Below are 12,600 nucleotides of genomic sequence, written 5' to 3' on the forward strand. Positions count from 1 at the left end.
CATCGCCTGCATGTTCTTTCGGCATCGAACCGCTTAAGACAAGCCGAAGATTTCGATGCAGGATCAGCACATGCAAAGCAACAACAGGCAGGCCGCCAATACCGTTGCCGATCTCTACGAGCGGCATGCAAAGCTTTGGGACATCAGCCGCGGCAAAACGCTCTTTGAGCGAAGCTGGCTGGATCGCTTCACCGCACTGATCCCGCAACGCGGTTCGATCCTCGATATTGGCTGCGGCTCCGGCGAGCCACTCGCGCGTCATTTCATCGAGAGCGACTATGCGGTTACCGGCATCGATTCTTCATCAAGCCTGATCGACATGTGCAAGACGCGCTTCCCAAACTCCGATTGGCAGATCGCAGACATGCGCAGCCTCTCGCTTGGCAGAAGCTTCGATGGGCTGATTGCCTGGGATAGTTTCTTCCACCTGACCTCCGAGGACCAGCGAGACATGTTCCCACTGTTTCGCACCCATTCGAAACCGGGGACGGCGTTGATGTTCACCAGTGGGCCGGCGCACGGAGAAGCCATGGGCACCTTTGTCGGCGAGCCTCTCTATCACAGCAGCCTCAGCCCGGATGAATATCGCGCCCTGCTCACTGAACACGGCTTCACAGTCGTCGCCCACAAGGCTGAAGACCCAGCTTGCGGCAGTCACACGGTCTGGCTCGCACAACGCCAATAAAAGTGCCGACAAAAAAGCCGGCGCAAAGGCCGGCTTTATTTCTTCCTGCATCGCTTTCAGGCGGCGCTGCGAACGCTCGAAATCGTGCCGATCAGATCGTTGACGATCCGCTCGATCTGCGCGCGGTCGTCGCCTTCCGCCATCACGCGGATCAGCGGCTCGGTGCCGGACGGGCGGATGACGAGACGGCCGTTCTTCGACAGCTCGGCTTCCGCATCGGCAATTGCCTTGACCACCTGCAGGTCTTCCAGCGGCTTGCCACCGCTGATGCGGACATTGCGCAGAAGCTGCGGGACTGGCTCGAAGCGGCGGCAGACTTCACTGACCGTCTTGCCCGTCCGCTTGATAGCGGCGAGAATCTGCAAGGCAGCGACGAGACCGTCGCCGGTTGTGCCATAGTCCGAAAGCACGATATGTCCGGACTGCTCGCCACCGACATTGTAGTTATGCTGGCGCATGTGCTCGACCACATAGCGGTCGCCCACCTTCGTGCGGGCAAGGCTGAGGCCCTTGTCTTCAAGGAAGCGCTCAAGGCCAAGATTGGACATGACGGTCGCAACGATGCCGTTGCCGCGCAGCTGCTGGCTCTCGGCCCAGCTTTCGGCGATGACGGCCATGAGCTGATCACCATCAACGATCGAGCCGTTCTCATCGACGATGATGACGCGGTCCGCATCGCCATCAAGTGCAATGCCGATATCGGCGCGCACCTCGTCGACCTTCTTCTGCAGGGCGACCGGGCTGGTGGAGCCGCAATTCAGATTGATATTCGTGCCGTTCGGATCGTTGCCGATCGTCACCACATCGGCGCCGAGTTCCCAGAGAACAGCAGGCGCCACCTTGTAGGCCGCACCGTTGGCGCAGTCGACCGCGACGCGTAGGCCCTGCAAGGTCACATCGCGCGGCAAGGTGCGTTTAACGTGTTCGAGATAGCGGTAAATATCGCCATCGACGCGTTTGGCTCGACCGATTTCCTCAGCCTTCGCAAGCTGTCCCGAAAGGTCCTTGTCGAGCAGATCCTCGATCTGCGCCTCGATATCATCGGAGAGCTTGTAGCCATCAGGACCGAAAAGCTTGATACCGTTATCCTGGAACGGATTGTGCGAGGCCGAAATCATCACCCCGATATCGCACCGCAGAGAACGCGTTAGCATGGCAACCGCAGGCGTCGGAATAGGGCCGAGCAGAAATACGTCCAGCCCCGCTGCCGTAAAGCCGGCCACGAGGGCGTTCTCCAGCATGTAGCCTGACAGGCGCGTGTCCTTGCCGATCACCACACGATGACGATGAGCGCCGTTACGAAAAATCGTCCCTGCGGCGATGCCGACCCGCATCGCGAGATCCGGCGTCATGGGGAAGATGTTGGCCTGGCCTCGGATGCCGTCAGTCCCGAAATAGCGTCTTTTCATATGCACTCCTGCGCTTTTGGCGCGCCGTAGAGGCTGCGCATTCCTCAAGCAAGAATCCGGCTTCAATATCAAGGCCGTGCCCGAAACCTTTATCCAGACTTGTCCCTGGTCAGCGGAATGCCACAAAACCGCATAACCGGCACGTAAATTACCAAGAAAATCGATTATATCCTGTTACTAATATTAAAAAGGCCGGATTCCCTGTGGAAATCCGGCCCTTTAGAAAAGTCCTGTTCAATTTCAGTGGGGCTGGGGTTCCAGCCCACCCTCGGGTTCATCACCCTTGGAAGCTGGACGCACACCGGCCTTCGGAACAGCCGAACCTCGGCTCGGAGGCGAATCATCGCCAAGATCACGCGCAGGCTTTTCGCCGCGGATCAGGGCCTTGATCTCTTCGCCGGTCAGCGTCTCGTATTCGAGCAGGCCTTCGGCGAGAGCGACGAATTCGTCGTGCTTTTCCGTTAGGATCGTACGGGCCTGCGTATAGGCCTGGTCGATCAGGCGGCGCACTTCGTTATCGATCTTCTGAGCGGTCGCTTCTGAAACGTTCTTCGATTGCGAAACCGAATGGCCGAGGAAGACTTCCTGCTGGTTCTCGCCATAGGCAACCTGGCCGAGTTCGTCGGAGAAGCCCCATTGGGTGACCATCGCACGGGCAAGCTTGGTCGCCTGCTCGATATCGGAGGAAGCACCCGACGTGATGTTCTCCTTACCGAAGGTCAGTTCTTCGGCGACGCGGCCGCCCATCATGATGCAGAGGCGCGAGATCATCCACTTATAGCTCATCGAATAGCGATCGCCCTCGGGGAGCTGCATAACCATGCCGAGAGCGCGTCCGCGCGGAATGATCGTCGCCTTGTGCAGCGGATCGGCGACGGCAACGTTCAGCGCGGTGATCGCGTGACCGGCCTCATGATAGGCCGTGAGCTTCTTTTCCGCTTCGGTCATGGCCGAAGAGCGGCGCTCCGCACCCATCATGATCTTGTCCTTGGCGTCTTCGAATTCCTGCATGGTGACGACGCGCTTGTTGCGGCGCGCAGCCATCAGGGCAGCTTCGTTGACGAGGTTCATGAGGTCTGCACCCGAGAAACCGGGCGTGCCACGAGCAAGAACCTTGAGATCGACATTCGGCGCCAGCGGAACGTTGCGGGCATGAACCTTCAGGATGCGCTCGCGACCGACGATATCAGGGTTCGGAACGACGACCTGGCGGTCGAAGCGGCCCGGACGCAACAGTGCTGGATCAAGAACGTCAGGACGGTTGGTCGCAGCGATCAGGATAATGCCTTCATTGGCTTCGAAACCATCCATCTCGACAAGCAACTGGTTCAGCGTCTGTTCGCGCTCGTCGTTACCACCGCCGAGACCTGCGCCACGATGGCGGCCGACAGCGTCGATTTCGTCGATGAAGATGATGCAGGGCGCATTCTTCTTGGCCTGCTCGAACATGTCGCGGACACGGCTTGCACCGACACCGACGAACATTTCGACGAAGTCCGAACCAGAAATGGTGAAGAACGGAACGTTGGCTTCGCCGGCAACCGAGCGGGCAAGCAGCGTCTTGCCGGTACCCGGAGGGCCAACGAGCAGCACGCCGCGCGGAATCTTGCCACCGAGGCGCTGGAATTTCTGCGGATCACGCAGGAATTCGACGATTTCTTCCAGATCCTGCTTGGCCTCGTCCACACCCGCAACGTCATCGAAGGTGACGCGGCCGTGCGCCTCGGTCAGAAGCTTGGCCTTGGACTTGCCGAAGCCCATCGCACCGCGAGAACCGCCTTGCATCTGCCGCATGAAGAACAGCCAGACGCCGAGAATCAAAAGCATCGGCAGCAGCGTTCCGAGATAGCTCAAAAAGCCGGAGGAACCATCGGTTTCCGGGCGCGCAGTGACAGCGACGTTCTTGGACTGCAGGCGGTCAAGCAGATTGCCGTCGACAACGGGCGAATAGGTCTGGAAGGTATTGTTGTTTTCCAGATATGTCCCGGTCAGCCTGTTGCCAGTGACCACGACATCCTTCACACGGCCCGCATCCACCTCACGCAGGAACTGCGAATAAGGGATCTCGCGCGAACCCGTCTGCGCCGGAGCCGTCTGGAACATACTGAAGAGGGCGATCAGCAGAAGCGCTATGATCGCCCACAAGGCGAAATTACGTAAGTTAGGGTTCATCGAACTCCCCAGCACTGGACAGTCGCCTCATGGCGGCCGTCATATTTGGTCTCTAACATAGGGTTGCCCCGAGCCATTGCCAAGGCGATCCACTTTGTCAGGTCGTTTTTCCGTCAATACTTCTTAAAGGCAGCTCCGCATAGGGCACCCTTGAGAAAACCGCCGAAAGTCTCCTTGCAAAGGTGAGATCAAATCGTGTCAAAAAGCGGTCGAAGGGGGCAAAATGGGGCATCCAATCTATGGACGGGATGGATTCCCGAGAAAAGAAGCCCTCCCCTGCCGATATGACCGGCACGGAAGCATAGGCCCGCTTCCATGCGCTCCTGGGAAGTCCCCGGCTCCAATCCCGTTCATTCCCTTGCTTGTCGCCTGAATCCAGCGCATCCAGAGTGGAAGGTTCCTCGCGCATTGTCAGGTCATCCAGCGCTGCGGCAGATGCCGTGATTTCGATGGTCGCTCCCGACCGGTTTCTGACCTCGAATCTGCCGTCCCAGATCCCGGCCTCTCCCGGCTTAAGCACCAGAGGCAGGATCCCACGGTTCTCGCGCGCCAGATAAAGTCCGCCACGCCGCAGATCGAACACCACCCTGCCGAGGGCCATCCGCCCCGGCTTGCTGCCGGTGGCAAATGCAAGAAGCCGCTGCATCTGTACCCGCCCCGGCACAAACGACTGCCCGCCGAAAACGGCCGTCAGACGACCGAGCGTGTAATCAAGGACGGCGCGGTCCCGTGTTAACCCATCGGGCATCACCTGGCCGAGCAAACCGCCATGAAGCCTGAAATGACGGTCCAGCCACTCGGCACCGTCAGAAGAAAGATCCAGCCTTTCCTCCCAGACGTCTCGAATATTCATCTCCGCATCCGCGTTGCCGGAAAGCTGCCGGCGCGTCCGCACGCGCTCGTATTTCATATCCTCGTTGCTCGGATCGTCGATCCACGCCACGCCGCGTGTGCTCAGGAAGTCACGGATGTCGGTCCGGTTGGAAAAGAGAAGCGGCCGCAGGACCCAAAAGCGTCGGTTGAATAGCACTGCATCTGCGATACCGGTTGAAATCTGTTCCGCCCGCATTCCGCGCATGGCAAGCGTTTCGCGCTGATCGTCCAGCGTATGTCCTGTCACGATGAAGTTTGCCTTAAAGGCTTCCGCCGCCTCGGCGAGAAGTCCATAACGGGCCTCGCGTGCAGCCGCCATGACACCGGTTTTCGGCTTTTCGCCCTGCCAGACCATCGTTCGGTGCGTAATACCGAGTGATGCACAGAGAGCCGCGACCTGATAGGCCTCATCTGCCGATCCATCACGCAATGCGTGGTCGACGGTTGCGGCGCAAAGGGAAATGGAAAGATCGGGAGCGGCCTTCAGCGCTTCTGAGAGCAGCAGGAGCAGACCGGTGGAATCGCTTCCGCCCGAAATCGCGATAAGAATGCGCGCGGGCGTCTTCAGCGAAGCGATGAAACGGCCAATCGCCGCTTCGGGAGAAATCAGACCTTCCAAGCCGGAAGACCTTAGCAGGCGAGACGCTTCTGCTCGCTCGCAACCTTGTTTATCACGGCACGGGAAGCCTTCGGATAGCGCTTGCTGACTTCGCGCAGGGTGGCGCAGGCAGTATCGGTATTGTCGAGTGCGGCAAGCGACATGCCGAGCTTCAGCAGCATCTCGGGCGCCTTCTCAGACGTGCCGTATTTCTGGTGGGCGTTCAGGAAGGTCTTGGCCGCTTCGTTGAACTTGCCCTGTGAATAAAGAGCCTCTCCGAGCCAGAAATTGGCGTCCGCCGAACGGGTGCTGTTCGGGTAACGGGAGATATACTGGGTGAATTCCTTCTCAGCTGTACCATAGTCGCCGGAAAGCACATGACCATAAGCGGCCTTGTACTGATCGGCCTCACTGCCGAGCGAGGCGGTCTGCTGTGGTGCCGTCGCATCCGGCAGCGGCGCAGAGCCAACTGTCGCATTCTTGTTCATGGTATTGCCAACGGGATTACCGTTCTGGTCAAAATCCATGGAGCCCAGTTCGCGCGGCGGCTGGCCGAGGCCGCTATTGGCCGGCACGTCCGTGGAGGGAGCCGTTTCGGCTCCCTGCGGGGCTTGAATAACTTTGGCAATATCGTCGCCACCACCTGATGCCGGCGGAGCGATATCGGCTTCGCTCTTCTTTACCGGCGTCTTGGCAGCACCGCTGCCGCCACCTGCTCCTCCGCCCGTCTTTTCGAGCTGCTGGAAGCGGAATTCGTTGTCTTCCTGCTGTTTGCGAATCGTCTCCTGCATCTGGAGCAGCTGATAGCTCATTTCCTCGATACGGCCGTTCAACTGCCGCATCTGGTCTTCCATCTGCTGGATGCGGATTTCCGCGCCGCTGCTCTGCACGTTAACAACAGGCGCTGCTGGCTGGCTCTGCCGTTGCGCGGATTGGCCGCCAATGTGCAAGCCGAAGAACGAAGCGGAATAAGCCGCTCGCTCGCTCCCGGTCACGGCCGCAAGGCACAGCATGCCTGCCACGACTAGTTTCTTCATTTGTATCGTCCTGTCCCAGTGATTCTTCGCGCCCCGATGGCACGACAGGAGATTTTTCCAATTGCTGTCAAAAAGCAACGGAGTCTGGCCAAAGTGTGGTCAAAAAGAAAGGCGGCCCGCAGGGCCGCCTCGTCAAATTCCGCCTTTTGCCGAAGATTACGTGCCTGCGCCGCCGAGAACGGTGACGGCACGACGGTTCTGTGACCAGCAGGAAATATCGTCACAGACGGCGACCGGGCGTTCCTTGCCGTAGGAGATCGTCTTCATGCGCTGAGCCGGAACGCCGCGCGAAGCGAGGTAATCCTTGGTAGCTGCAGCGCGACGCGCGCCGAGAGCCAGATTGTATTCGCGCGTACCGCGCTCGTCGGCATGGCCTTCGATGGTGATCTGATAGTTCGGGTAACGGCCGAGCCACTGAGCCTGACGGTCGAGCGTCTGAGCGGCGTCGGCGCGGATCGAGGTCGAGTCGGTGTCGAAGAAGATGCGGTCGCCGACATTGACCGTGAAGTCCTGGGCGGAGCCCGGCGTTGCTGCACCGGCACCGAGGCCGATGTCGCCGGCGCTGTTCGGCATGTTCTTCTTGTTGGCGCAGCTCGCGAGAGCTAGGCCGGCGACAAGCGCGATCATGACGGGGTTGCGGGCAAAATTCTGCATACGGCTCATTGCCGGGGTGTGAATTCGGCTCATGGCCGGGTCTCCTTGCGACTTCAATCAGGGTTGCCGGACAGTAACCGCACTCGGTTAACCGGCCATCAAAGATTATGGTTAACGATTCGTTGATTTGTCCCTGCATCGCCCATTTTCAGGACTTTGCGGCGACATGAAGGCGAATTTCCGCTCCTCCACTACTCAAGAAGCGGCGACCAGGCCGGGTCCGAACCATAGGCGGGCGTCTTGATGGCCTGTTCGTTATAGCCCGTCAGATCGATCGAATAGAGCTGCGGGCCGCCCGCACCAGCTGCCTGACGGAAGAACATGATGACGCGGCCATTCGGCGCCCAGGTCGGGCCTTCGTTGTGGAAACCGGTCGTCAAAATGCGTTCGCCCGAGCCGTCCGGCTTCATGACGCCGATCGAGAACTTGCCGCCCGACTGCTTGGTGAAGGCAATCAGATCGCCGCGCGGCGACCAGACCGGCGTGGAGTAACGGCCATCGCCGAAAGAGATACGCGTCTGGCCCGAACCATCGGCATTCATGACATAGATCTGCGACTGTCCGCCGCGGTCACTTTCAAAGGCAATGCGGTTGCCGTCAGGCGAATAGGACGGCGAGGTGTCGATTGCCGCCGTGGAGGTCAGGCGGGTCGTCGTACGCGAGCGCAGATCCATCGTGTAGATGTTGGAATTGCCTTCCTGCTGCAGGCTCATGATGACCTTCTGGCCATCAGGAGAGAAACGCGGCGAGAACGTCATGCCCGGAAAGTTGCCCACGACTTCGCGCTGCCCGGTTTCGAGCTGCAGCAGGTAGACGCGCGGCTGCTGATTGGCGAAGGACATGTAGGTTACTTCCTGCCGGTTCGGCGAGAAACGCGGCGTCAGAACGAGGTCGCTGCCATCAGTTAACATGCGCACGTTGAAACCATCCTGGTCCATGATGGCCAGCTGGCGCTTGCGCTGCTGTTTGGTACCGGATTCGGAAACGAAGACGACCCGGGTGTCGAAATAACCCTCTTCACCGGTAATCTGCTTGTAGATCGCGTCGGCGATGATGTGGGCGACGCGGCGCCAGTTCTCGGGCTGCGTATAGAACTGCTGTCCGGTCATCTGCTGGCCAGCAAAGGTATCCCAGAGACGGAACTCGGCGCGAAGGCGGCCATCCGCTTCCTGCGTGACGCGGCCGGTGACCAGCGCCTGGGCGTTGATGACCTTCCAGTCCTCGAAGCGCGGCGCGGCGTCCGGATTGGAGATCTTCTCGATGAAGGCTGTTTTATTAATCGGCGCAAACAGCCCTGACCGTTGCAGGTCGGCTGCGATAACCTGCGAAACCTGCGCACCCATGTTGCCCTGCAGGAAGTCCGTCACCGCGATCGGCAGCGGTTGAACATTACCCTTGTTGATGTTGATCTCGACCAGTGCGTTGGCCGGCGTCGCGAAGGCGGCGGCGGTCATCAAACCGGCTGCGACCATAATGGCGCGGAAGAAGGAACACTTTGTCATACCAAACAGCCTTTCAGCATCTATGGAGTCGGATCGCCGGGTTCGAAGCGCAGGACGACTTCTTTCCAGGATTCGTATTTGTCTTTCGGAAGCGTGGTGAATGGCGATGCACGCTGCACCGCACGGAGAGCCGCAGCCGACAGACCTTGTCGCACAGCCTCATCGCCGCCCGAAGCCGTCACAAGCGGCGATCCCTTGATCGCGCCAGTCCTGCTAAGCTTCAGGTGAATGGTGATCAAAACCTTGCCACCCTTCAGCAAACCTGCGGGAACATTGAAATAGGCCGTTATGGCCTGACGTATCGCCTCCGCTGACGCGTCAGACGTCGTTAGCCCGACTGACTGCGCCGATGTCTCATTGGCGCGGCTTAGCAGCGCGCTAAGCACGATGGCGGCTGCAAGGGACTTGGTGCCGTGCGAGAGGTCCGTCAGCATCTAGATTCCCAGATCGCTCGGATCAAAGTTGACGACGACTTCGTTCCAGGCGTCATATTTGTCTTTCGGCAGACTTGAGAAAGGCGCTGATTTCATGATGGCGCGATAGGCACCGCCGGCCAGAGCCCGGCGGGTGGAATCATTGTCGCCACCGGTTGCTTCGACTTCCGGCTCGCCAATGATGTTGCCGTCCTGATCGAGCTTCATGTGCACTTTGATGCGCACATCGGCCATGCCCTCCATGCCGGGGATGACCGACCAATTGCCGGCAATCGCACTCTTCAACGCATCCATTTCGCTCAGCGACAGCTTCGAAGCACCATTCGTGGCCTTCTTTGCGCCCAGAGACGCTTCCTGCGTTGAACGTTTGGCACCGCCAGCAGACGGATCGGTTTTGTTGAGCAGCGCAGAAATTTCATCCGCATTGAAGTCGCTCTTCATAGACGAGGCGGATTTCGCCACTTCCTGCTTCTTATCGTCCTTCTTCTTGTCGGTCGGCTTTTCAGCAGCCTTTGGTTGATCCTGAGGCTTCTCCGGCGGCTTCTCAACCGGCTTCTGTTCCGGTGGCTTTACCTGCGGCTTGACCACTGGCGTCGGCACTTTATCCGGCAACGCCTCGGCGTCTGGCTTCGGCGGTTCAGCGGGCTTCGCCTGCTCTTCGGGCGGCTTTTCCTCCGGCTTCGGCGGCGTCACTTCGACAGGCTTCGGTGGCGGAATGGAGGCAACCTCCTTCGGCTGCTCGACCTCAGTCTCTTCCTTGTTGACTTCCTTAACGTCGTTCGGCTTCGGATCGATCTGCGGCTGAGGTTTATCGCTTGAATTGGCGGCAGCGGCCTCGCTGTTGCTCGGCTTGGCGTTCGGAACCGGCGGCGTCTTCAGGTCGACATTGTTGTCGCCGGCATTTTCGGCCGGCTGCGGGATCGGCGGCCGCGTCGTGGGCACGGGCGCAGAAGTCTCCTTCTTCGGAGCCTTCTTGTCGCCCTGCTGCATCTGCGTGATGGATTCTACCGGCACGAGATCGACCGGCATCGCCTCGAAATCCTCCACTTTGAAGGATTCGGGAGCGCTCAGCGACACCAGCGCCCAGGTAAGCACCAGCCCGTGCAGAACCGCAGATGTGACGACGCTGGCCTTCATCTTGAGCGTTACTGGTCCTTCTTCTGCTGCGTCACGAGGCCGATATTCTTAAAGCCGGCACCCTGGATGCGGGCCATCACATCGGCGATCACGCCATAGGGCGCCGTTGCGTCGCCCCGCACGAAGATGCGTTCATTGTAACCGGTGGTCGCGATTGCCTCGAGCTTGGCAGCAATTTCTTCAGCCGGGATCGGCGTTTCCTGCAGATAGACTTCGCCGCTGTTCTTGACCGAAATCGTGATCGGCTGTGTCTCGGAATTCAGAGCCTTGGCCTGTGTTTCCGGCAGATCGATCGGAACGCCGACGGTCATCATCGGTGCGGCAACCATGAAGATGATGAGCAGCACGAGCATGACGTCGACGAGCGGCGTCACGTTGATTTCGGAGATAACTCCCTTGTTGCGGCCACCGCGGCGGCGGCGTCCACCGCCCCCTCCGCTATTGCCGCCTACAGCCATACCCATGGTCGTCGCTCCGTTCGTTACTGCGCAGCTTGGCGCGGCTGCAGCTTTTCATCGATCTGGCGCGAAAGGATGGCGGAGAATTCATCCGCAAAGCCTTCCATGCGACCCGAGAGCTTGCCGGCGTCGGCGGAGAATTTGTTGTAGGCGATAACCGCCGGAATAGCGGCGACGAGGCCAATGGCGGTTGCGAGAAGCGCTTCCGCGATACCAGGCGCCACGACCGCAAGGTTGGTGGATTTCGAACCGGCGATCGCCTGGAACGAGGTCATGATACCGACGACCGTACCGAAGAGGCCGATGAACGGACCGGCAGAACCGATCGTCGCGAGCGATCCGAGACGGGCGGAGAGATATTCGGATTCACGGGCGAGCGTCACGTCCATTGCCCGGTCGATACGCATCTGCAGACCGATCGGCGAACGCGCACCGCGCTCGAAGGACTTCTTCCATTCGCGCATCGCCGCGACGAAGATCGCCGCAAGGCCGGTATTGTTGCGCTCGGAGAGTGTCCTGTAGAGTTCTTCCAGCGACTGGCCCGACCAAAAGACCTGCTCGAACTTGTCGAACTGGCGACGGGCGCGACCGTATGCCAGATATTTGTCGATGACGATGGCCCAGGTCCATACCGAAGCCGCGATAAGGCCGAGCATGACCAGCTTAACGACGATGCCGGCCTGCATGAATAGCGACCAGAGGCTGACGTCGGTCGTGGCTGCTGCCAATCCTACTTGTTCCATAGATCCAAAATCCCCGAATCCAAACGCCCGGCGCTTGACCGGGCGGCACAAAGTGATCACGCAAGAATGTCTGGCGGCCGCCGCCCAAAGCCCTGGTCAAGCTTCCAAGCTCTTCTTCCGCCTTCTTGCCGTCAAATTTGGTCAAAGGAAGGCGTGCGTCGCACAAACTCCGACTCCGCAAGTAAGACACCATTATGGTTAATAGATCGTTAGTGCCAGACTATGATAGGCAGATGTCGCGGGAGATTTTTCCTGGATTGACTTGACCGGAGCATTGTCCGGTTGCTGAACACAGCGCTCATCTTGCAGCGCGGAAATTCCTTCACATACAATTCAAGTTTTTACAAGCACTCGACGGGCGGGTTCAACGCAGCAAATCGCAGCCCTTCATCAGCCTTTTCATGTCTCGGGAATGAGCATCTGCCTAGCCAGCGCCTCCGGCAATCGGCGCGGCCGGCCCTTGGCATTGATGACGGCAATGATCACTTTGGCTGATATCAGCAGCGCATCATGGCGGCGGATTTCCTGGTTGAGCACCATCTTGGCGCCGCCCGCCTTTTCCGTGTGGGTCTCAACGGTCAGGATATCGTCCATGCGGGCCGGGCTCTTGAAATCGATCTCCATGCGATGGACGACGAAGATGAGCCCTTCCTCATCGGCATTGACGAGTTCGCGCTGCTCCACGCCGAGGCAGCGCAGATAGTCGGTACGTCCGCGTTCCAGGAAATGCAGGTAGCGTGCATGATAGACCAGACCGGAGAAATCCGTATCCTCATAATAGACCCGCTGCACGAGTCGATGGCCCGCTTCCGTAAGTTCGCCGGAAATAGAAAAACGATGTTCCGCCATAATTTTCTCCAAACTTTCCGGCCCTCTTTGACGCAACGCTTCTCGACAG

The 12,600-nt window shown here is 59.3% G+C and carries 12 protein-coding genes; 1 reads left to right on the forward strand and 11 read right to left on the reverse strand.

All coding sequences use genetic code 11. The features are described from left to right. Positions 1–70 precede the first annotated feature (70 nt). Positions 71–685 (forward strand): class I SAM-dependent methyltransferase, encoded by a 615-nt coding sequence (locus tag EV281_RS24685; RefSeq protein ID WP_132656908.1) that lies wholly within the window; start codon positions 71–73, stop codon positions 683–685. A gap of 56 nt (positions 686–741) precedes the next feature. On the opposite strand, the gene glmM is transcribed toward EV281_RS24685, so the two are convergent. From glmM to ybgC, 11 genes are all read right to left on the reverse strand, one after another. Further along, a complete protein-coding gene (gene glmM / locus EV281_RS24690; protein ID WP_132656909.1) occupies positions 742–2,094 on the reverse strand; it encodes a phosphoglucosamine mutase in 1,353 nt (450 codons plus the stop codon). Between the two features lie 240 nt (positions 2,095–2,334). After that, on the reverse strand, positions 2,335–4,266 hold the full coding sequence (ftsH, locus tag EV281_RS24695) for an ATP-dependent zinc metalloprotease FtsH (RefSeq protein ID WP_132656910.1): 1,932 nt from the start codon (positions 4,264–4,266) through the stop codon (positions 2,335–2,337). 97 nt (positions 4,267–4,363) lie between these two features. Further along, positions 4,364–5,746 (reverse strand): tRNA lysidine(34) synthetase TilS, encoded by a 1,383-nt coding sequence (gene tilS, locus EV281_RS24700; RefSeq protein WP_132657241.1) that lies wholly within the window; start codon positions 5,744–5,746, stop codon positions 4,364–4,366. A gap of 23 nt (positions 5,747–5,769) precedes the next feature. Next, the gene (gene ybgF / locus EV281_RS24705) at positions 5,770–6,774 is read right to left on the reverse strand and encodes a tol-pal system protein YbgF (RefSeq protein ID WP_132656911.1); all 1,005 of its coding nucleotides are present in this window, start codon (positions 6,772–6,774) and stop codon (positions 5,770–5,772) included. Positions 6,775–6,930: 156 nt separating this feature from the next. Beyond that, positions 6,931–7,461 carry a peptidoglycan-associated lipoprotein Pal gene (gene pal / locus EV281_RS24710; RefSeq protein ID WP_132656912.1) on the reverse strand — a complete coding sequence of 177 codons (531 nt, stop codon included), beginning with the start codon at positions 7,459–7,461 and terminating at the stop codon, positions 6,931–6,933. Positions 7,462–7,619: 158 nt separating this feature from the next. Continuing rightward, entirely contained in the window at positions 7,620–8,930 is a 1,311-nt protein-coding gene (tolB, locus tag EV281_RS24715) for a Tol-Pal system beta propeller repeat protein TolB (RefSeq protein WP_132656913.1), read from the reverse strand. 20 nt (positions 8,931–8,950) lie between these two features. After that, complete coding sequence (locus EV281_RS24720; RefSeq protein ID WP_132656914.1) at positions 8,951–9,364, reverse strand: hypothetical protein; 414 nt, start codon at positions 9,362–9,364, stop codon at positions 8,951–8,953. Next, positions 9,365–10,501, reverse strand: coding sequence for a hypothetical protein (locus tag EV281_RS24725; protein WP_132656915.1), 1,137 nt, complete (start codon positions 10,499–10,501; stop codon positions 9,365–9,367). A gap of 8 nt (positions 10,502–10,509) precedes the next feature. Next, the gene (tolR, locus tag EV281_RS24730; RefSeq protein ID WP_007827059.1) at positions 10,510–10,965 is read right to left on the reverse strand and encodes a protein TolR; all 456 of its coding nucleotides are present in this window, start codon (positions 10,963–10,965) and stop codon (positions 10,510–10,512) included. 17 nt (positions 10,966–10,982) lie between these two features. Next, on the reverse strand, positions 10,983–11,702 hold the full coding sequence (gene tolQ, locus EV281_RS24735) for a protein TolQ (protein WP_029868707.1): 720 nt from the start codon (positions 11,700–11,702) through the stop codon (positions 10,983–10,985). Between the two features lie 399 nt (positions 11,703–12,101). After that, on the reverse strand, positions 12,102–12,551 hold the full coding sequence (gene ybgC, locus EV281_RS24740; RefSeq protein ID WP_132656916.1) for a tol-pal system-associated acyl-CoA thioesterase: 450 nt from the start codon (positions 12,549–12,551) through the stop codon (positions 12,102–12,104). Positions 12,552–12,600: the final 49 nt, after the last annotated feature.

It is taken from the genome of Rhizobium sp. BK418, from assembly GCF_004341105.1.
In the GTDB taxonomy this organism is placed as follows: Bacteria; Pseudomonadota; Alphaproteobacteria; order Rhizobiales; family Rhizobiaceae; genus Rhizobium.